Origin of the sequence: Acidovorax sp. LjRoot74, assembly GCF_964254355.1 — a bacterium.
In the GTDB taxonomy this organism is placed as follows: domain Bacteria; phylum Pseudomonadota; class Gammaproteobacteria; order Burkholderiales; family Burkholderiaceae_C; genus Acidovorax.
On the sequence record NZ_CAXUTI020000001.1, the window covers coordinates 3,122,252 to 3,142,646 of the forward strand.

13 protein-coding genes are annotated in these 20,395 nt (G+C 65.6%); 6 read left to right on the plus strand and 7 right to left on the minus strand.

The window, feature by feature from the left end; translation table 11 throughout:
- Window positions 1-14: 14 nt before the first annotated feature.
- Both ACSQ3O_RS14615 and ACSQ3O_RS14620 read right to left on the minus strand, forming a co-directional pair.
- A complete protein-coding gene (locus ACSQ3O_RS14615) occupies window positions 15-632 on the minus strand; it encodes a nitroreductase family protein (protein ID WP_436139415.1) in 618 nt (205 codons plus the stop codon).
- A gap of 93 nt (window positions 633-725) precedes the next feature.
- Window positions 726-1,616, minus strand: a complete 891-nt coding sequence (locus tag ACSQ3O_RS14620; RefSeq protein ID WP_436139416.1) for an EamA family transporter — start codon at window positions 1,614-1,616, stop codon at window positions 726-728.
- A gap of 68 nt (window positions 1,617-1,684) precedes the next feature.
- On the opposite strand from ACSQ3O_RS14620, the gene ACSQ3O_RS14625 reads away from it, so the two are divergent.
- The 4 genes from ACSQ3O_RS14625 to ACSQ3O_RS14640 all read left to right on the plus strand — a co-directional run bounded on the left by ACSQ3O_RS14625 (window position 1,685) and on the right by ACSQ3O_RS14640 (window position 5,455).
- On the plus strand, window positions 1,685-2,200 hold the full coding sequence (locus tag ACSQ3O_RS14625; RefSeq protein WP_436139417.1) for a MarR family winged helix-turn-helix transcriptional regulator: 516 nt from the start codon (window positions 1,685-1,687) through the stop codon (window positions 2,198-2,200).
- A gap of 40 nt (window positions 2,201-2,240) precedes the next feature.
- Entirely contained in the window at window positions 2,241-3,014 is a 774-nt protein-coding gene (locus ACSQ3O_RS14630; RefSeq protein ID WP_436139418.1) for an SDR family NAD(P)-dependent oxidoreductase, read from the plus strand.
- A 92-nt stretch (window positions 3,015-3,106) separates the two neighbouring features.
- Window positions 3,107-4,291, plus strand: coding sequence for a beta-ketothiolase BktB (gene bktB / locus ACSQ3O_RS14635; RefSeq protein ID WP_436139419.1), 1,185 nt, complete (start codon window positions 3,107-3,109; stop codon window positions 4,289-4,291).
- Window positions 4,292-4,471: 180 nt separating this feature from the next.
- Window positions 4,472-5,455, plus strand: coding sequence for a tripartite tricarboxylate transporter substrate binding protein (locus ACSQ3O_RS14640; RefSeq protein ID WP_436139420.1), 984 nt, complete (start codon window positions 4,472-4,474; stop codon window positions 5,453-5,455).
- A 195-nt stretch (window positions 5,456-5,650) separates the two neighbouring features.
- Here ACSQ3O_RS14640 and ACSQ3O_RS14645 read toward each other — a convergent pair whose 3' ends face one another.
- The 4 genes from ACSQ3O_RS14645 to ACSQ3O_RS14660 all read right to left on the minus strand — a co-directional run bounded on the left by ACSQ3O_RS14645 (window position 5,651) and on the right by ACSQ3O_RS14660 (window position 11,095).
- The gene (locus ACSQ3O_RS14645; RefSeq protein WP_298457285.1) at window positions 5,651-6,088 is read right to left on the minus strand and encodes a universal stress protein; all 438 of its coding nucleotides are present in this window, start codon (window positions 6,086-6,088) and stop codon (window positions 5,651-5,653) included.
- Between the two features lie 391 nt (window positions 6,089-6,479).
- Window positions 6,480-7,256, minus strand: coding sequence for a 2OG-Fe dioxygenase family protein (locus tag ACSQ3O_RS14650; RefSeq protein WP_436139421.1), 777 nt, complete (start codon window positions 7,254-7,256; stop codon window positions 6,480-6,482).
- A 128-nt stretch (window positions 7,257-7,384) separates the two neighbouring features.
- Window positions 7,385-7,909: a hypothetical protein gene (locus ACSQ3O_RS14655; protein WP_436139422.1), complete on the minus strand. Its 525-nt coding sequence runs from the start codon at window positions 7,907-7,909 to the stop codon at window positions 7,385-7,387.
- A gap of 255 nt (window positions 7,910-8,164) precedes the next feature.
- A complete protein-coding gene (locus ACSQ3O_RS14660; RefSeq protein ID WP_436139423.1) occupies window positions 8,165-11,095 on the minus strand; it encodes an EAL domain-containing protein in 2,931 nt (976 codons plus the stop codon).
- 170 nt (window positions 11,096-11,265) lie between these two features.
- Here ACSQ3O_RS14660 and ACSQ3O_RS14665 point away from each other — a divergent pair, with 170 nt between their 5' ends.
- Window positions 11,266-11,640: a PilZ domain-containing protein gene (locus ACSQ3O_RS14665; RefSeq protein WP_137748949.1), complete on the plus strand. Its 375-nt coding sequence runs from the start codon at window positions 11,266-11,268 to the stop codon at window positions 11,638-11,640.
- A 92-nt stretch (window positions 11,641-11,732) separates the two neighbouring features.
- Here ACSQ3O_RS14665 and ACSQ3O_RS14670 read toward each other — a convergent pair whose 3' ends face one another.
- The gene (locus tag ACSQ3O_RS14670) at window positions 11,733-13,418 is read right to left on the minus strand and encodes a long-chain fatty acid--CoA ligase (protein WP_436139424.1); all 1,686 of its coding nucleotides are present in this window, start codon (window positions 13,416-13,418) and stop codon (window positions 11,733-11,735) included.
- Between the two features lie 1,502 nt (window positions 13,419-14,920).
- Between ACSQ3O_RS14670 and ACSQ3O_RS14675 the strand changes: the two genes are divergently transcribed.
- Entirely contained in the window at window positions 14,921-20,077 is a 5,157-nt protein-coding gene (locus ACSQ3O_RS14675) for an Ig-like domain-containing protein (protein ID WP_436139425.1), read from the plus strand.
- Window positions 20,078-20,395: the final 318 nt, after the last annotated feature.

Genomic DNA, 20,395 nt, shown 5'->3' on the forward strand with positions numbered 1-20,395 from the left:
GCTCACACCCGTACTCAGGCCAGCGCCAGCACTTCGGCCACCGGCCTGCGCGGCTTGGGCGGTGCCACTGCTGCAGCGCGCCCCACTGCCACCAGCATCACGGGCAATTCGTCGGCCTGCAGCCCGAAGGCGCTCGCCACCCCCGCTGCATCAAAACCGCCCATCGGGGCACTGGCCAGGCCCATGCCCTCGGCCGCCAGCATCAGCGTCATGGCGGCCAGCGAGGCCGAGCGCACCGCCTCGTCGCGCTGCAGCTGCGCATCGGGTGCATGGGCTGCAGTGGCCTGGGCCACCCAGGCATCGCCCACCGCCTGGGCAAAAACACCGGCATGCACCACGGGCGCCAGTCTGTTGGCCAGCTGTATGTGGGCGCCTAGCGTGCCGCACACGATGTAGGTGACAGCCGCATCCAGCACCTTCTGCTGCCGCCAGGCCAGCGCGTGCAGCTGCGCCTTGGCCGCTGGCGTACGCACCGCAATGAAGCGCCAGTTCTGCAGGTGGTAGGCCGTGGGCGCCAGCGTGGCCAGGCGCACCAGCTCTGCAATCTGGGCTTCGTCCAGCCCATGGGTGGGGTCGAAAAAGTGGGTGGAGACACGGTTTTCAATGGCCGAAGCCACGGTGTGGGCAGACATGGAAGAACAGACCTTTCAGATCAAACGAAGAAGAAGGGAGGAAAACGAAGAGCGAAACCAGACGGCCGGGCGTGGGCAGACGCCAGGGCGGGCTCACCGCCCCGCGCCGCGCTGCGCCATGGCCCACTGCACCGCCAGCACACAGCCCAGCACCGTGGCCATGCCCAGCAGCGACACGCCACGCATGGACTGACCCAGCAGCGCCCAGCCCAGCACCACGGCGGTGAGCGGGCTCAACAGCCCCAGCGATGCCACCGCCACCGTAGGCAGGCGCTCGATGCCCCGGAACCACAGCACGTAGGCCACCAGCGCCCCCGCCAAGCAGAGGTACACATACCCAGCGGCCTGTGGGGCCGTCAGTGCGGGCAAAGGTGGGTCGGCCCACCAGGCCACCGGCGCCAGCATGAGCCCGCCCAGCAGCAGCTGCCAGCCGGTAAAGGCCAGCACTGGCAGGCCGGACTGCCAGCGGCGCGAGAGAAAGGTGCCCATGGCCATGCACACCGTGCCCGCCAGCGCCGCCGCCACGCCCCAAGCGTCCCAGACGGTGCCGGGTGCCAGCAGCAACAGCGCCATGCCCGCCACCGCCAGCACACCCGCCCCCAGCGCCACGTCTGGCGGACGGCGTTGGTCCACCGCCCAGGCCAGGCCCATCACCACCAGCGGGCCAATGGCCCCAACCACGGCCGCCAGCCCGCCCGGCAAGCGGTACGCCGCCACAAACAGCAGCGCCTGGAAAACACCAATGTTGAGCGCAGCCAGCAGCGCCATGCGTCCCCAGCCACCGGGCACCGGCCAGCGCCGTGCCCACAGCACCAGCAGCAACCCGGCGGGCAGCGCCCGCAGCAGCGCGGCGGTGAACGGCCGCCCGGGTGGCAGCAGCTCGGTGGTGACGATGTAGGTAGAGCCCCAGATGGCAGGCGCCAGCGCGGTGATGCACACGTCAAGCCAGCGGGAGGACGGTGAAGGGGTCGAGGTGGAGGTCATGATTTTTATCTTTAATTCAAGATAAATCACTGTAGCATAAAATCTCGACATCAAGATAAATAACGCCTATGCCTGACCTTCGCCCCGCCGACGCCGTGGATGCCATCCTGGCCCAATGGCACACCGAACGCCCCGACCTGGACGTGTCCCCCATGGGCCCCATTGGCCGCCTCAAACGCTGCGCCGCACTGGTGGACCGGCGGCTCGAAGCCGCCTTCGCGCCCCTCGGCCTGTCGTTCTGGGAGTTCGACATGCTCGCCACGCTGCGCCGCTCTGGCGCGCCTTATTGCCTGGCGCCCACCACGCTGTTCTCCACGCTCATGGTCACCTCGGGCACCATGACGCACCGCATGAACAGGCTTGAAGCCAGCGGCTGGATCACACGCCTGCCCAACCCTGCGGACGCCCGCAGCCTGCTGGTCCAGCTCACCCCGGCGGGCCTGGCGCTGATCGACCGTGCGGTAGAGGCCCATGTGGCCAACGAACACGCGCTGCTGGCGCCGCTGCGCGCGGCCGACCTCGCCGCCCTGGACCGCAAACTGGCCCAGCTGCTCGCCGTGCTGGAGTCGCCCGAAGGTCAGTGAGAGCCTTTGTGCGGTGCGTACTGCGCAGTAACATGGCGGGATGCCTCACAACCACCTCATCATCCTCACCGGCGCATCGCGCGGCATGGGCCTGGCCATGGCCCAGCAGCTGCTCCAAAGCGGCAACACCCTGATCTGCATCGCCCGCAGCACCAACCCCGATCTGGCCGCCGAGGCCAAGGCCGCAGGCGCCACGCTGGAGCAGTGGCAGCAAGACCTGTCGCAGGGCGCACAGGCCGCCCACCAATTGCAGGCCTGGCTGCAAGCCCAGGGCCCGCAGGCGTTTGCCAGCGCCACGCTCATCAACAACGCGGGCGTGATCCCGCGCATCGCGCCACTGTCGGCCAGCGCCAATCCGCATGACCTGGCCGACCTGGCCCACGCGCTGCGTGTGGGGCTGGAGGCGCCCATGCAGCTCACCGCCGCCTTCCTGGGCGCGACGGACGCCTGGACGGTGGCGCGCAAGGTGCTCAACATCTCGTCGGGCCTGGGCCGCCGGGCCATGGCCTCGCAGGCCGCCTACTGCGCCGCCAAGGCGGGCATGGACCATTTCACGCGCTGCGTGGCGCTGGACGAGGCCATCAAGCCCCATGGCGCCAAGGTATGCTCGCTGGCGCCCGGTGTGATCGACACCGACATGCAGGTCCAGCTGCGCGGCGCCGACCCGGCCGCCTTCCCGGACCGCCAGAATTTCGCCAACCTCAAGACGGGTGGCCAGCTCACATCGCCTGCCGACGCCGCCACCCGCGTGCTCGCCTGGCTGGAGCGCGCAGACTTCGGCGCCAACCCGGTGGCCGACGTGCGCGAGGCGTGAGCCCGCTTACTCCTTTTTTAATAGCTACTAACGCATGATGGACGCGCGGAAGCGGCCATTTTTATCCATATTTTTTCTACAAGGACCTCCCCATGACCCGTGAAGTCGTCGTCGTCAGCGCTGTGCGCACCGCCATTGGCACCTTTGGCGGCAGCCTCAAGGACATCGCCCCCACCGACCTGGGCGCCCTGGTCGTCAAGGAATCGCTGGCGCGCGCCAGCGTGGAAGGCAAGGACGTGGGCCATGTGGTGTTTGGCCATGTGGTGAACACCGAGCCCAAGGACATGTACCTGTCGCGCGTGGCGGCCATCAACGGCGGCTGCGCCGAAGGCACGCCCGCGTTCAACGTGAACCGCCTGTGTGGCTCGGGCCTGCAGGCCATCGTGTCGGCCGCGCAGGCCATCCAGCTGGGCGATGCCGATGTGACCATTGGCGGCGGCGCCGAGGTGATGAGCCGTGCGCCCTTTGCCAGCCTGAACATGCGCTGGGGCGCCCGCATGGGCGACACCAAGATGGTGGACATGATGATCGGCGCGCTGCACGACCCCTTCCACACCATCCACATGGGCGTGACGGCCGAAAACATCGCCGCCAAGTGGGGCATCAGCCGCGAAGACCAGGACAAGCTGGCCGTGGAAAGCCACAACCGCGCCGAACGCGCCACCGCCGCGGGCTACTTCAAGGACCAGATCGTGCCCGTCACGCTCAAGTCCAAGAAGGGCGATGTGCAATACGCCACCGACGAGCACTTCCGCTCCGGCGCCACGATGGACGACATGGCCAAGCTCAAGCCCGTGTTCGTGAAGGAAAACGGCACGGTGACGGCGGGCAACGCCTCGGGCATCAACGACGCCGCCGCCGCCGTGGTGCTGATGGACGCCGCTGTCGCCAAGGCGCGCGGTGCCAAGCCCCTGGCACGTCTGGTGGCCTACGCCCACGCGGGTGTGGACCCCAAGTACATGGGCATTGGCCCCGTGCCCGCCACGCAGCTGGCGCTGAAGAAGGCCGGGCTCACCGTGGCCGACCTGGACGTGATCGAGGCCAACGAAGCCTTCGCCGCACAGGCCTGCGCCGTCACCAAGGACCTGGGCCTGGACCCGGCCAAGGTCAACCCCAACGGCTCGGGCATCTCGCTGGGCCACCCCATTGGCGCCACGGGCGCGCTGATCACCGTGAAGGCCATTCACGAGCTGCAGCGCGTGCAGGGCCGCTATGCGCTGGTGACCATGTGCATTGGCGGCGGCCAGGGCATTGCGGCGATCTTCGAGCGCCTTTGATTCTCAGCGTCGCGGTGTGGTTACCATCGCCAGCGGCGATGCTGCCACCCGCTATTGGCAAGGCGGGCGCTGCCAGTGATCAGCGATCATTGGCGCCCGCTGACCCAGATCAGCCGGGCGCCCCCTCCCCCCCCCAGCGGCAGCCCGCACACCCCTGAACCGACGGAGACATTGCCCACCATGATTCGCACCCTGCTTTCCTTCACCGCCCTCGCCTTCGCCATGGGTGCCACGGCCTACGCCCAGGCGCCTGCACCGGCTGCGGCCTATCCCGCCAAACCCATCCGCTTGATCGTGCCCTTCCCGCCCGGCGGCGGCACCGACATCCTCTCGCGCCTGGTGGCCACCAAGCTCACAGAAAGCGCCAAGTGGACCGTGGTGGCCGACAACAGGGCGGGTGCGGGCGGCACCATCGGCATCGGCGAAGCCGTGAAGGCCGCGCCGACCGGCTACGACATCGTGATGGGCCAGAAAGACAACCTGGTGATCGGCCCCTGGCTCTACAAGAACCTGCCCTGGGACCCGACCAAAGACCTCACGCCCGTGGCCCATGTGGCCTGGACGCCGGTGGTCATCGCCACCAGCGTCAACTCCAAGTACAAGACCCTCGCCGACGTAGTGGCTGCCGCCAAGGCCGCCCCCGGCACCATCACCTATGGCTCGCCGGGCAACGGCACGTCCATCCATCTGGCGGGGCATCTGTTCGAGCAAGCCGCTGGCGCCAAGCTCAGCCACATCCCCTACAAGGGCTCCAACCCCGCACTGATGGATGCGCTGGCGGGCAATGTGGACCTGCTCGTGTCCTCGCTGCCCTCGGCCATGGGCCAGATCAAGGCTGGCAAGCTGCGCCCGCTGGCCGTCACATCGGCCAAACGCAGCTCGTCGCTGCCCGACGTGCCCACCGTGGCCGAATCCGGCTTCAAGGACTTTGACGTGAGCACCTGGTACGGCGTGTTTGCCCCCGCTGGCACGCCTGCGCCGGTGGTTGCCGCGCTGAACGCTGAGGTCAACAAGCTGCTGGCCACGGCCGACATGAAGGCCGCCATCCATGCCCAGGGCGCCGAGCCCGAAGCCATGACATCGGCCCAGCTGGGTGCCCTCCTGAAGAAGGAATACACGCAGTGGAAGGGCATTGTGGAAGCCTCTGGCGCGAAGATCGAGTGACCCCCTGAGTCGCCTGCGGCGCCTTCCCCCTGAAGGGGGACGCACCCGGTGGCCTGGCGGAGCCAGCTCCACGGGTGCACTGGCCTTGGGGCGTGCCTCTTCCACGCGCAGTGGGCTGCGGGTAGTGTTCCGCGTTGTCGAGAACTGAAATGAAAACGGCTCCTTTCGGAGCCGTTTTTCATGGAGGGAAGGCGATCAGTCGCGCACAACCAGCACGGGGATGTGCACCACGCCCAGCACGCGCTGGGTGACACTGCCCAGCACCAGCTTTTCCAGCCCACGGCGGCCGTGCGAGCCCATCACGATGAGGTCGGCGCCCGAGGCTTCGAGTGCGCGCAGGATGCCGTCGTGCACCGCATGGCCCTCGCCCACCAGGGCGTTGGCCTGCACGCCCGCTTCGGCCATGGCCTTTTTGGTGGCGTCCAGGGCGGCATTGGCTTCGGCCGTGGCGGCGTTGATGTATTGCGCCTGGCCGTAGGCAAAGTCGGCGCCCACGCCGGTGAAGGGATAAGGATCGATCACATACACCGCCGTCACGGCACTGCCAAAGGTCTTGGCAAGGGCTGCGGCTTTGGAAACAGCCAGCATCGAGGTCTTGGAGCCATCGACGGGAACCAGAATGTGCTTGAACATGGTGCTACTCCTTGAATGAAGGGGGGGACCAGGCTTAGAACCTGTTCAAGATCTTTTCGGGGATCGCATTGGAGTGCAATCGGGAGGAGTGGAGGCTTCGGGTGCGCCGCATGGGCTCGTGCCCGTGCAAGCAGCCGGGGCGTCCAATCGCCCGATTTCACTCCAACCCTTCGGGCAAGTGCCTTGCCGGGCGGTCTGCGGCGTTGCGGCGCTTGCCAATAGCCGAGCTATTGGCTGCGCACCGCGCCTAGCATCCCATCCCAGTAAGGTACTTGTGCGACCCCGAAAAGATCTTGAACAGGTTCTTATGGCCTGACCATGGACACAGTGTGAACCGCCACCATACCCTGCATCTTGATTCGCATCAAATCCAGCGCACTCGCACCGGTTTTCAGGCGGCCGGGCTCCGCCCCACCACATCGGCGCCCTGGAAATTGCCACGTCGGCAGGTCACCACCAGCGTGTCGCGGTGCCCACCCGCAGCCACGGGCTGGATGGGGGTGGATTCATGGATCATGCGGGCATCGTCTAGCAGCAGCAGCGACCAAGGCTCGGTGAGGGTGAAGCGCTGGCCGCTGGGGCCTGTGGCCTCGAACACGCGGGTCTCGCCGCCCTTCACGCCTTCGCGCCCCACCAGAAACACCGCCACCAAGTCCACACCATCGCGGTGCGCGCCCTCGGGTGTGGGGCGGCCAATGCCGTCGGTGGTGTCGATGCGGAACTGGTGCGCTTCCACAAACCAGGGTGCGGGCGCGTGCGGCCCGGCAAACACAGCATCGGACACGCCCGCCAGTGCAGCCAGCAACTGCTGCCACACGGGCTGGGCCACAGTGGCAAGCTCCATGGGCGCAAACCAGCGCTCCATGCCGCCATGCAGCGCGTTGTATTCGACCGGCTGCCAGTGCGCGCGGTGCGGGGCCTGCTGCACCTGCCCGCCCTGCACCACAAAACAGGCGTGGCGGCGGCGGCGGTAGCGGCCACCGTCCTTCAGAAACTCATCGGGCGGCAGCGCGGCCCAGTCGCTGTTGAGGGCCATCAGCGCAGGCAGATCACAGCCAATCCACTCGGCCACAGCCGCCGGGGACAACACGGCAAAACCGCCCTGGCGCAGCTGGCTGGCGACTTCGGAAGGGGTAGTGAATGGTGGGGAAAAGGTGACTTGGGCCATAGAAGCCCGAGCTTAACCGCTGGCGCAGGCCCGCGATCTGCGGTGGCGCAAGGAGAGGACGGGAGCGGGCGTAACACCCGCCGCACGCAGCCGCTCAGGCCGCCAGTCCGTCCGGCAGCTCAGGCCGTTCAGTCCCGGGGGCCATGGCCCTTGCCACGGCCTTCGCCACGCTCACCACGGTCATCACCCCGTCCATGGCCACGCCCGTGATCGCGGTCGTGTTTGCCGCCGCCGTGGCGGTGGTCGTCGTCCCAGCGGCGGTCATCGCGGCCCTGGTGGTGGTGTTTGGGGCCCTTGCGTGGCGGGGGTTCTTGAACAAAGTACACCGGCTGGTTGCAGGCGTTGTAGCGTGCGCAGTGTTTGCCCCAGTTCTTGGCGTGGCCCGGGGGCACATACAGGTAGATGGGTGCGCGTGGCACCACCACGGCAGGGCGGTGGATGATGACGGGCTCGGCGTAGATCAGGGGTGGCGGTGGCGCATTGCCGATGTTGATGCGGCCATACACGCCGGGTGCCAGTTCGCCCCCCACCGTGGCGTTGATGTAGGTCTGGGCGTGCGCGCCGCCTGCGGCCGCCAGCAGCAGCGCAGCTGCGGCGCCATAAACCTGGCGACGCAAGGTGGTGAAGGTTGTTGTGGTTGTGATGGTGTTCATGGGGGGACTCCGAAAACATGCCAGCACCGCTGCGCGGGCTGGAGGGGGCCTGCGCTGATCGCCAAGCCTGCCGTACCTTACCTCCGGGGAGACAGCCAGGATGTCAGCCAATGGCGACAGATGCCGCGCATCGGGTGCCCCGCTACAGGGGCGGAGCATCATCCAATTTTATGAATAAAAATGGCCCCCACCGCGCATCCATCATGGCCTTTAAGCTATCAAAAAAGGAGTTCCAACACCCCTGGCGCTCCCCCATCAAGGCGCCACAGCATGGGCGGCGGCGGCCGCCAGCAGCGCATCCGCAGGGCCCGGGCGCCCAAACAGGTAGCCCTGCCAGGTGAGGCAGCCCAGGCCGACCAGCATGTCGCGCTGTTCGCGGGTTTCCACACCTTCGGCAATCACGCCCAGGTCCATGCTGTGCGCCAGCGTGACGATGGTGCGCGCAATGCTCGCGTCGTCGGCATCGGTGAGCAGGTCGCGCACAAAACCCTGGTCGATCTTGAGCTGGTCCAGCGGCAGCCGCTTGAGGTAGCTCAGGCTGGAGTAGCCTGTGCCAAAGTCATCGAGCGAGAAGCCCACGCCGTGGCGGCGCAGCTGCTCCATGCGCTCGATGGTGTCTTCCACGTCGTCGAGCAGCAGGGTTTCGGTCAGCTCCAGCTTCAGGCGGTGGGGGTTGGCGCCGGTTTCCTCCAGCACGCCCAGCACCTCGTCCACAAAGTGGCTGTGGCGGAACTGCCGCGCACTCACGTTGACGGCCAGCGTCCAGTGCGCGGTGCGCGAGTCCTGGCCCCACGCCACCAGCTGCTGGCAGGCGGTGCGCAAGATCCAGGTGCCCAGGGGCACGATCAGGCCCGAGGCCTCCGCCACGGGGATGAACTCGGCGGGCGACACCAGGCCGCGCTGCGGATGCTGCCAGCGCACCAGGGCCTCGGCGCCCACCACGCCCTGGTGCGCGTTGATCTGCGCCTGGTAGTGCAGCAAGAACTGGCCCTCGCGCAGCCCCTCGCGCAGCCCGGCCTCCAGCAGCGTGCGTGCCGTGACGTTGGCCTGCGTGCGCGGGTCAAAAAACCGCAAGGTGTTGCGCCCCGCGCCCTTGGCCTGGTACATCGCCATGTCGCCATGCTTGAGCAGCTCGTCCACCGAGCCCCGTGCATCGGCATACAGCGCAATGCCGATGCTGCACGCGCTGTGGTGCGACAGCCCGCCCAGCAGGTAGCTCTGGCTCAGTGCCGCCAGCACCGTGCGGCCCACGGTCTCGGCCTGGGCCGCGGCTTCGGCGGCCTGGGGGCTCAGGCCCTCCAGCAGGACGATGAACTCGTCGCCCCCCAGGCGGGCCACGGTGTCGCCCATCCGCACGCAGCCCGACAGGCGGGCCGCCACCTGGCGCAGCAGCTGGTCGCCCAGCTCATGGCCCTGGGTGTCGTTGAGGTCCTTGAAGTTGTCCAGATCCACAAACAGCAACGCCCCGCCCGTGCCCGACCGCGCGCTGGCCGCCAGGCTGTGCTGCAGGCGGTCGGTCATCAGGCGCCGGTTGGGCAGGCCGGTGAGCGGGTCATAGAAGGCCAGCAGGCGGATCTCCTCCTCGGCCGCCTTGCGGCTGGAGATGTCGGTCTGGGTGCCCACATAGTGCGTGACTTCGCCCTCAGGCGAGCGCACTGTGGTGATGGTGATCCAGGCGGGGTACTCCGTGCCATCCTTGCGCCGGTTCCACACCTCGCCCTGCCACATGCCGGTGGTGCGCAGCGCAGTTTTCATGGCGGCATAGAAGGCCGCGTCCTGTCGGCCCGAGTGCAGCAGCCGGGGCGTCTGCCCCACCAGTTCTTCCACCGCATAGCCCGTGAGGCGCGCATAGGCCTGGTTGGCCTTGAGGATGCGCTGGTCCGGCCCGGTGACGATCATGCCCTCGAACGACTCGAACACTGTGGCGGCGATCTGCAGCGATTCCTCGGCCTTGCGGCGCTCGGTGATGTCGGTGGAGATGCCACACAGCGCATGAACGCTGCCGTCGGCATGGCGCAGCGGGATCTTGACGGACAGGTAGGCCCGGGTCTCGCCGGTGGCCAGCTGGGTGTTCACTTCCTCGGCTTCCAGCGTCTCGCCGTCCTCCAGCACACGCCGGTCGTTGGCGCGCAGCCGCGCAGCCGTGGCGGCATCGAACACGGCGGTGTCATCGTGGCCCACCACCTCGCTAGCCGCCTTGCCAAACAGCTTGAGCGTGTGGTGGTTGGCGTATTGGTAGCGGTAGTCGCGGCCCTTGATGTAGATGAAGGCGCCCACGCTGTCGAGGATGGTGGCCAGCTTCTGCTCGCTGTCCTGCAGGTGCCGGGTGCGCTCCTGCACCTGGCGGCGCAGCACCAGGGCCGCCAGCGCCGCCAGCAGCCCAAACGCCAGCAGCCCGCCCAGGCTCCACCACACCAGGGGCGACATGCGCCTCTCCTGCGCCTGCACGCCCCAGCGGCGCAGCACCTCGGCATACGCGGGGTCGGCACCGCTGCGCCAGTCCTGTACCGACCGGTCGATGGCCGCCAGCAGATCGGTGTTGCGCCCCGGGGTGGTGGCAAAAAACAGCGTGGCAGGCTGAAAGACGATGCCCGAGTCCGCCACCCCGAACCGCACCGAGTGGAAGTTGCCGAACAGGTGGTTGGCAATCACCGCATCGGCCTCGCCGCGCTGCACCAGCGCAAAGGCCTCGATCAGGCTCGGAGCATCGACCAGCGACACCTGGATGCCAAAGCTGTCCATCATGTTGATGAAAGTGGCGCGCTGCACCGAGCCCTTGAGCACCGCCACTCGCTTGCCCTGCAGGTCAAACAGCGAGTGGATCGCGCTGCCCTGCGCCCGGTAGATCTGCGACCAGCTGTGCAGCACCGGCAGGGTGTGGAAGTCGTACAGCGCCTCGCGCTCGGGCGAACGGGCCACATCGGGCATCAGGTCAAGCTGCCCGGTGCGCAGGGCCTCCAGGCAGTCCTGCCAGTTACAGGGCACAAACTTCAGCGTCCACTGCTCGCGCGCGGCCACCAGCTGCAGCAGATCCACAAAAATGCCCGCAGCCTTGCCGTCCTCATCGACAAACACCTTGGGCTCGTTGGAATACACCCCCACCCGCAGCTCGCGCGGGGCCGCAGATGCGTTGATCGCGCTGACGCCCACCCACAGCAGGGAGATCACCACAACCCATCGCAGCACGCCAATACCTCGGCGCCTGAACCGGTAAACGCCTGGACCCACGGCCTGACTCCATCCATCAACGGCGGAAGCCGCATCGTAACGAAAGCTTGCCAAAAGCTCCAAAGGCAATCTGACCAGGCGGTGGTTGGAGTAGCATGTGCCCACCACGCCTCGCTCAGGAGACAGCAATGCCCCATGAACGCCGCCACTTTGTCCGCGTCAGCTTTGATGCACCGGCCCTGCTCACCACCTCCCACGATGCGTTCAGCGTGCATGTGCTGGACTTGTCACTCAAGGGCGCCCTGATCACGGTGCCCGCCCAGGCCGAGCTGGAGCCCGGCATGCTCTGCCAGATCACCATCCCCCTGGCCGAAACCGGCAACCACATCGCCATGTCCACCGAGGTGGCCCATGTGCACGGGCTGCACACTGGCCTGCTGTGCCGGGGCATCGACCTGGACAGCGTGACTCACCTGCGCCGCCTGATCGAGCTACAACTGGGCGACCCGGCCCTGCTGGAGCGGGACCTGGGCGAGCTGACCCTTGCGTCGGCTGCGTCCTGACGCAGCCCCACCCCGCCCTACCCCACCCGCCAAAAGAAAGGGCTGCGCACCGGCAGCCCTCCACACAGTCTTCCCGCTTTTCCTTTCCCGCGCTAAGCGGCCTCTTGCTCCTGCAGCGTGCGCCACATCACCTTGCCGCTACCACTCTTGGGCAGCGCCGGCACAAACTGCACGATGCGCGGCACCTTGTACACCGCCATGTTCTCGCGGCACCAGTCGATGATCTGCTGCTCGGTGGTGTCCTTGTGGGATGCGCGCAGCACCACCACCGCCTTCACCGTCTCGCCCCGATAGCTGTCCTTGGCAGAGATGATGCAGGCCTCCTGGATCGCAGGGTGGCGGAACATCAGCGCCTCCACCTCAGCGGGCCACACCTTGAAGCCGCTCGCGTTGATCATGCGCTTGAGCCTGTCGGTGAGGAAGAAATAGCCGTCCTCATCCATGCGCCCCAGGTCACCCGAGCGGAAAAACCGCTTGCCCTCGAACTCGATGAAGGCCGACGCCGTGGCATCGGGCCGTTTCCAGTAGCCCTCGAACACCTCGGGGCCGTGGATGATGATCTCGCCCTGCTCGCCCACGGGCACTTCCTGCAAGGTGTCGGGGTCGATCACCCGCGCATCGGTGCTCATGAACGGGATGCCCAGGCACTGCTGCTTGGGGTTGTCGGGCGGGTTGGCATGCGACGGGGCCGCCGTTTCGGTCAGGCCATAGCCTTCTGCGTAGCGCAGGCCATATTGCTCCAGCAGGCGCTGCGCCACCGCCTGGGGCATGGCCGCCCCACCGCCGCCGATGTAGGCCAGGCTCGACAGGTCGTAGCTGGCAAAGTTCGGGCTGCCCAGCAAGTCGATGACCATGGTGGGGATGTTGGTCCAGGTGGTGACCCGGTAGCGCGAGATCAGGCGCCCGGCGAGGTCCCGGTCCCACCGGGGCATGATCACCAGGGTGGCACCGCAGTAGATGGACGTGTGCATCACGCTCACCATGCCGGTAATGTGGAACATGGGCACCACGGCCAGCGTCACGTTGTCGGCCGACCCACTGCCCCACAGGCTGCTGGCCACCGCGTTGTGCATGACGCTTTTGTGCAAGTGCATGCAGCCCTTGGGCAGGCCCGTGGTGCCGCTGGTATAGGGCAGCAGCGCCAGGTCGTGCGGCCCCACCGCCAGCGCCGGAGGGGTGTCGGTGCAGGCCACAGCGTCCGTCCACGCATGGGCCTCACCGCCCTCCAGCACGGGCAGCGGGTGCCGGGTGCCCAGCCACTCGGCCCAGGCCTCGGGCGGCGCATCGGCACCCGTCACGTTGACATCAAACGCATCGCTGAACTGCGTCACCACCAGGTGCGCCAGGCGCTCCGACGGGTGCAGCGCATTGCTCGCCTTGGCCATCTCCGGGGCCAGGTCGCCCGTGGTGATCGCCACCTTGGTGTCGGGGTCGGTGATGTAGTGCTTCAGCTCCTCGGCCCGGTTCATGGGGTTGACCGGCACCACCACCGCATTGGCGCGCAGGATGCCAAAGTGCGCCATCACCAGCTGCGGGCAGTTCTGCATGCACAGCACCACCCGGTCGCCCCGCTGCACCCCCAGCGCCGCCAGCCGTGCCGCCACCCGTTCGGCCCCCGCAGCCAGCTGCGCATAGGTCACGGTGCTGCCAAAAAAGACCAGCGCAGGCTTGTCCGGATAGCGTCGGGCATTGGTGGCCAGGTTGTCCCACAGCGAGGTGGCAGGCAAGGTGATGGAATGCGGCAGGCGGCGAGGCCAGAACTTGTGGTGCGAACGCATAGGGCAGACAGTCTCCTTTTGCCCGCTAGCCTAGATGCCGCGCGGTGGCCGGGCAATGGGGGTGGCCCGGTTCGGCGTCGCCAAAGTGACCATGCTGCCACGCAGAGCAGCTCGGCACAGGCGAGAACGTATGTGCCGCGACAACGCATGCGGTTGTGGAGGAGTTAGGTGTCAGATTCAGGCTGGCAGCAGCCACTCATGCCTTGACCCTTGAATGACTCCACACACCGAAACCAGCTGCTTCACTTTCGTTAGGGAAGGCGTACAAACCCAACATGCCGATTAATAAACTGGTGTGCTAAAAAATCCTCGAAACTTCCGCGAGGAACTCCTGGTGGCAATGATCATGCATGCCAAGCAATTCTCGTCGCAGCAATGCGCCACTCACTGGTTCGAGCCAGCTCGCAGAGCGAGCCGCGGTTAGACCGTTCGCACCCTAGAAATCGTATTGTTCTCGTTGCTGCCCAAGAGTTGTTCGCTTTTGACGCGAGGGCATTGTCTGTCACGCCCAACTCGTTGGTGAAATACCGGAGGGACATCAAGACAAACTTCACTTGCCCATAGCTTTTTGGCCACTCTACTTGGAATGCAGGTGATCGCATGGGACCATGCGTTCTGCAAGTTTCGAGACCTTCCCACCTCGCTTAAAGCCTTAGTGGGGCCGCTCGCAGATTGGCTACAAGCCAACCCGAGCCGGCCGACCGTGCAAACCTGATCCGAGCATCGAAACTGGCTCGCTTTGCGCTGGACCATCCCGGCTTGATGGGTGACCTGCAGGCGCTGCCAAGCGCTGGTGCACCTTTAGCGCCGAGAGGCGGACATCGTCATCCCGCTGGAGCGTCCCGCCTGCGGTGCACTGGTGGGCATTCTTGCGCGATACCGTAGCGGCGCAGCAAGGGCTTCTGCTGTCCACTGCATTGCCATCTAATTGATAGCTATTGGGGCCTCATAGATAAGCGCTCAGGGTACTTCGTATTGGTTTTTAGCTGCGGATACTTTTGCGAAACATCCAGACGCTTTCGGGACACTGCTGGCGAGATGGCGTGGACTGACAGTGCAACGGCACTCCAACCTGCCGGTGGGGCGTGAAGGTTCCTCGTATCCACAAATTAACATTCGTAGTTGAAATTACTTTCTGGTAAAAAACGGTATCGCCGTTGGTCACTTCTGCCCAGAGTGATGCCAAACCCCGGGTTGGTATTCGAAATGCAAGGTACAGCGCCCTGCATAAAGGGCATTGCAGTGAACTACGCCCCTTCTTCGCCCCCCCGCGCGCAGATCTGCCCAGAGGGTTCCTGTGTGCAGCCAGTGTCCCCTTTCGTGAATCCACAACCATCTGCTACCCCTTGGTGACCTACCGGACTCCCCGGCGTCGCCCCCCCTTGCGCACGCATGGGCGCAAGCCGTGCCGACAGCACCAGGCGCCCCCTGCACTGACTACGATTTGATAGCTGCCACCGCAATAACCATAAGCGCTAGAGCCACTTTCTCCCCAAACCACCATGACCACTGACACCCATACCCGTGAAATCTTTATTGTCGACAGCCGTGTGCAGGACGTCGCTACGCTGCTCAAAGGCCTGCCCCCGGGTGCGGAGGTGGTGGTGCTGAAAGCCGGTGAAGATGGCTTGCAGCAAATGGCTGCAGCGCTGGGGGAGCGTGGCGACGTGAGGGCGGTGCACGTGCTGGCCCATGGAAGCGAAGGGCAGTTGCTGCTGGGCAATACCGTGCTGGGCAACCAACTGGACTCCCATAGTGCGCAGTTGACCGCCATCGGCCGTGCCATGACCCCGGATGGCGACCTGCTGGTGTATGCCTGTGATGTGGGTGCCGGCGAGGGGGGCGCGCAATTCGTATCGACACTGGCCCAGTTGACTGGTGCCGACGTCGCGGCTTCAACAGACTTGACGGGAGCCGCGGCACTGGGTGGCAACTGGGCGCTAGAAGCGCACGAAGGCAAGATCGACACCAAAACCCTAGAGATTGCCGACTATCAGGATGTATTCACCCTGATCAGCCTCACTGGCATGGATGCCGACTACTCTTCCACCACTATCGTAAAACAGGTCAACGGCCAAAATATCACCTTTACAGGTGGCGCCGCCGCCGGCGGGCTGGGCATAGATAATTTTTCTTATAGTTCGGACGGCTTGTACTCCTATCAAGGCCCCACCAACGAGATCAAGCTGACCATCACCGCCGCGGCTGGCTACTCGTTTGACATCAACTCATTTGCTGTCGGCGTCCTGACAGGTAGCCTGACGATAGACTTTACGTATGCCGACGGTACGACGGACACCCTGACAGTCAACTCGCTCGCCAACTCCTGGCAAACGCTAATCAATGGCAGCCTGAGCAAACCGATCAACGACGTCAAGCAGGTGGTGTTCAGTTCCGGCGATTTCGGGCTGTTCCAGAATTTCGACATCACCGACGTCAAGGCCGTGCTGCACCCGCCCACGGTCACGGTCAGCAGCGCCAGCCTGTCGGCCGACACCGGCACCAGCGGCAGCGACTTCATCACCAAGACCGCCGCGCAAACCATCAGCGGCACGCTGTCGACCACGCTGAGCACAGGCGAAAAGGTCCAGGTGTCGTATGACAACGGCGGCAGCTGGAGCGACGCCACCACCTACGCGGTCGGATCCAGCAGCTGGAGCACCACCACCACGCTGGCCGGCAGCAGCACCTTCCAGGCCCGCGTCACCAACGCCGACGGCTCCAGCACCGCCTACACGCACAGCTACACGCTGGACACCACGGCGCCCACCACCAGCTTCACCGCCATCACGCTGTCGGCCGACACCGGCACCAGCAGCAGCGACCTGATCACCAAGACGGCCAGCCAGACCATCACCGCCACGCTCAGCGGCGCGCCAGCCGGCACCGACATCGTCTGGGGTTCCGTCGACGGCGGCAGCCACTGGACCGACGTCACCAGCAAGGTGGCTGGCACCTCCTTGACCTGGAATGGCGCCACGCTGGGCGCCGGCAGCAACGCCATCGCGTTCAAGGTGACCGACGCGGCCGGCAACGACAGCGGCTTGAGCTCCCAGAACTACACGCTCGACACCACCTCGCCCACCACCACCGTGGCCAGCGCCAGCTTCTCCAACGACAGCGGCACCTCGTCGTCCGACTTCATCACCCGCACGGCGGCGCAGGACCTGAGCGGCACGCTGTCGGCCAACCTGGCCGCCGGCGAGTCGGTGCTGGTCTCGCTCGACAACGGCGCCACCTGGGCCACCGCCACCACCACCGTGGGCCAGAACACCTGGTCGCTGACGGGGCGCACGCTCACCGCCAGCAACACCCTCAAGGTCAAGGTCAGCGACACCGCCGGCAACGACGGCAGCGTGCTATCCCAGGCCTACCAGTACGACATCACCGCGCCCACCACCACCTTCAGCAATCTGTCGCTGTCGGCCGACACGGGCGCCAGTGCCACCGACTTCATCACCAAGACCGCGGCCCAAACCATTACCGCAACGCTCAGCAATGTTCTGAGCGGCGGCGACATTCTGTATGGCTCGCTCGACAACGGAGCCACATGGACTGATATCACCAGCAAGGTGTCTGGAACGGCGCTGACCTGGAATGGCGTCACGCTGACTGCCAGCGATACGTTGCAGCTGCGAGTGACCGACTCTGCCGGCAACGATGGCACCGTGCGCAGCCAGGCCTATGCGCTCGACACCAACACCCCAGCCACGCCAGGCACCCCGGTGCTGAACAGTGCTAGCGACAGCGGCTTGTCCAACAGCGATGGCATCACCAGCGACACTACTCCGACATTGACCGGCAACGCAGAAAACGGTAGCACCGTCACGGTTTTTGACGGTGCTACCCTGCTTGGCGCCGTCACTGCCGGCGCTGGTGGTTGGACCTTGACCACTGGCGTATTGGCGGAGGGTGGCCACACCATCACCGTCGTGTCGACCGATACGGCCGGAAATGCTTCGGCCGCCTCGGCTGCGCTGGCCTTCACCGTCGACACCACCGCCCCTGCCGTAACATCGGTTACAGTGCCTGCCGACGGCACTTACTACAGTGGGGCCGCACTGGACTTCACGGCGAACTTCTTCGAGGCGGTTGTTGTAGACACCAGCGGGGGTACACCACGCATCGCCCTCGTGGTCGGCGCCACCACCCGCTACGCCGACTATGTGTCTGGCTCGGGTACAAGCGCGCTGTTGTTCCGCTACACCGTTCAAAGTGGCGACGTCGACGCCAACGGTATCACCGTTGGTGCACTGTCGGTCAATGGTGGCACACTGCGGGACGCCGCTGGCAACAGCGCCGCGACCACTCTCAACAGCGTTGCCAGCACCGCCGCTGTCGATGTCGACGGCTCCAACCCCAGTATCACCAACGTCAGCGCCAGCACGGCCGACGGCGCATACGCAGTCGGTTCGACGGTCACCATCACTGTCGACTTCTCCACGGCAGTGGATGTTGATACCACCGGCGGTATTCCGACCCTGGCGCTGGATGGCGGTGGCAGCGCTACCTATTCAGGTGGCTCTGGGAGCAGCACACTGACCTTCGTCTACACGGTCGGCGCCGGCCAGAACAGCGCCGACCTCGACTACAGTTCGACCGGCGCGCTGACGCTCAATGGCGCCACGATTGTTGATGCAGGCGGTTCTCATCAGCCTGCCGCACTGACCTTGGCTACGCCGGGAGCGGCCAGTTCCTTGGGCGCGAACAAAGACCTGGTCATCGACACGACTGCGCCGACCAACACCATTGCCAGCGCCACCTTCTCGGCCGACACTGGCACGTCCGCTACTGACTTCATCACCAAGACAGCCGCGCAAACCCTCAGCGGCACGCTGGTATCCAATCTGGCCGGTGGCGAGAAGGTCTATGTATCGCTCGATAACGGAAGCACATGGGTGCTGGCTGCTGCCTCGGCTGGGGCCAGCGCTTGGTCGCTTCCCGGCCAGACTCTGGTGGGCAGCAATACGCTTCAGGTCAGAGTGGTGGACGACGCCGGTAACAGCGGCACCGCGTACGGGCACGCCTATGTGCTCGACACCACGGCGCCGACCATCAGCTTCAACGGCATCGCGCTGTCGGCCGACACCGGCGTGGCGGGCGACCTGATCACCCACACGGCGGCGCAGACCATCAGCGCCACGTTGAGCGGCGCGCCGGCCGCTGGCGACGTGGTGTACGGCTCGCTTGACAACGGCGCCACCTGGACCGACGTCACCAGCAAAGTGTCTGGCACCACACTGACCTGGAACGGCGTCACTTTGGCCGGCAGTAACACCCTGCAATTGAGAGTGAGCGATGTGGCCGGTAACAATGGCACCGCAACCAATGCGGCCTACGTGCTTGACACTACCGCCCCGACCACGAGCGTAGCCTCGGTGGTCTTGTCGGCTGACACTGGAGTCTCGTCCACCGACTTCATTACCAAGACGGCAGCGCAGACGGTCAGCGGCACATTGTCTGCCAACCTGGCTGCTGGAGAGCAGGTGCTGGTCTCGCTCAATAACGGCGCCACCTGGACTGCAGCCACATCGACTGTCGGCAACAACGCCTGGTCGCTGGGGGGCCAGACGCTGAGCGTCAGCGACACACTGCTGGTCAAGGTCACCGATACGGCAGGCAACGATGGTGCTGTGCTCGGCCAGGCCTACATTTACGACACAGCAGCTACCGTACCGACCGTCGCTGCCTTGTCGAGCCAAAGCTTGACGCCGGTGCTAACGGGCGCCGCCGCCTTGGGAGCCGGTGAAACCATGACTGTCACGGTGGGCGGCGCCACCTATGACGTCGTGCCGGTGGCCGGTGCCTGGAGCCTGGATCTGGCTACGGCGGTGCCGGCCACCGGCACACTGACACTGGCACTGAACCAGCGCTACGAGGTGGTGGCTACAGTTACCGATCTCGCTGGCAATGTTGCAAGTGATACAACGGCCGGAGAACTGCTACTGGGTACTTTGCCAGTCACTCCCGACCCGGAACCACCGGTAACCCCACCCGTGACCCCGCCGACGCCCGGGGTGCCAGACAACGACGGCGTGCCTAACGCTGTGGAAGACCTGACCCCAGGGATCCCTGGCCCCGGTGGCACAACAACCACCGGAGACGGTAACGGAGACGGCGTCAGGGACAGCGAACAGCCGGGAGTGGCCTCGATAGGCTTCGTGCTCAGCCCCACGGGCGAGAGCAACCCCGGCAACGCACCGCCTACCTTCACCACGTTGGTGGCCAGCAGTCAAGACGGCAAGGTGGGCAGTGGCAACGACAATTCACGCATCACCAGCCTCAAACAACTGGATGCGCCGCAAGACCTGCCAGCGGGCATGCAAATGCCCATTGGATTGGTGAGCTTCACGGTAGAGCTGGGACAAGGCAAGACAGGAGAGAACTTCAGCCTGTACGTGGACCCGGCGCTGGGCGTGAATGGATACTGGAAAGAGAACGCCAGCGGCCAATGGGTGAACATCGCCAGCGAACCTTACGGAGGCAAGATGGTGATGGAGGGAGGACGCCTGCGGCTGGACTTCCACATCGAAGATGGCGGGCAGTTCGACGCGGACGGGAAGGTGGATGGGATCATCACGGACCCGGGGGCGCCGGGGCACATGGCGCTGTCGGTAGTGGGGATGGCGCCGGACATGCCACATGGGTTCTGGTTCTGAATGACACATGCCCAGGACCTCACCCATTCTGAAATCGTAAAACGCGAACTATCAGCAACCATGGAAGAGCAACAACAGCCATCAAAGACTGTGACCAAGTACACCTTAAAGTGCCTGCAATCGCGCTCACTGTAGTCCCGACCCGCTTGCTTGCTGCTTGTGGCGGAGTTGGAGGGGGTGATGCAGCTGGTCCCACCATCGACCCCACCCAGCTCAAGGGCCGCTGGGTCACGGCAGCTGGCGTAACGCCAGCTGTAACCGCTCTGGTGCCTGATTGCCGAGCCAGGACGCTACCCGGCTGGTCAAGCTGGTAGTGCG

What these genes read in the sequence shown, in the direction of transcription:
- ACSQ3O_RS14640 (WP_436139420.1), top strand. Translation starts at nt 4,472, where the DNA reads ATGATTCGCACCCTGCTTTCCTTCACCGCCCTCGCCTTCGCCATGGGT.
- ACSQ3O_RS14675 (WP_436139425.1), top strand. Translation starts at nt 14,921, where the DNA reads ATGACCACTGACACCCATACCCGTGAAATCTTTATTGTCGACAGCCGT.
- ACSQ3O_RS14625 (WP_436139417.1), top strand. Translation starts at nt 1,685, where the DNA reads ATGCCTGACCTTCGCCCCGCCGACGCCGTGGATGCCATCCTGGCCCAA.
- ACSQ3O_RS14645 (WP_298457285.1), bottom strand. Translation starts at nt 6,088, where the DNA reads ATGTTCAAGCACATTCTGGTTCCCGTCGATGGCTCCAAGACCTCGATG.
- ACSQ3O_RS14620 (WP_436139416.1), bottom strand. Translation starts at nt 1,616, where the DNA reads ATGACCTCCACCTCGACCCCTTCACCGTCCTCCCGCTGGCTTGACGTG.
- ACSQ3O_RS14655 (WP_436139422.1), bottom strand. Translation starts at nt 7,909, where the DNA reads ATGAACACCATCACAACCACAACAACCTTCACCACCTTGCGTCGCCAG.
- bktB (WP_436139419.1), top strand. Translation starts at nt 3,107, where the DNA reads ATGACCCGTGAAGTCGTCGTCGTCAGCGCTGTGCGCACCGCCATTGGC.
- ACSQ3O_RS14650 (WP_436139421.1), bottom strand. Translation starts at nt 7,256, where the DNA reads ATGGCCCAAGTCACCTTTTCCCCACCATTCACTACCCCTTCCGAAGTC.
- ACSQ3O_RS14670 (WP_436139424.1), bottom strand. Translation starts at nt 13,418, where the DNA reads ATGCGTTCGCACCACAAGTTCTGGCCTCGCCGCCTGCCGCATTCCATC.
- ACSQ3O_RS14665 (WP_137748949.1), top strand. Translation starts at nt 11,266, where the DNA reads ATGCCCCATGAACGCCGCCACTTTGTCCGCGTCAGCTTTGATGCACCG.
- ACSQ3O_RS14630 (WP_436139418.1), top strand. Translation starts at nt 2,241, where the DNA reads ATGCCTCACAACCACCTCATCATCCTCACCGGCGCATCGCGCGGCATG.
- ACSQ3O_RS14615 (WP_436139415.1), bottom strand. Translation starts at nt 632, where the DNA reads ATGTCTGCCCACACCGTGGCTTCGGCCATTGAAAACCGTGTCTCCACC.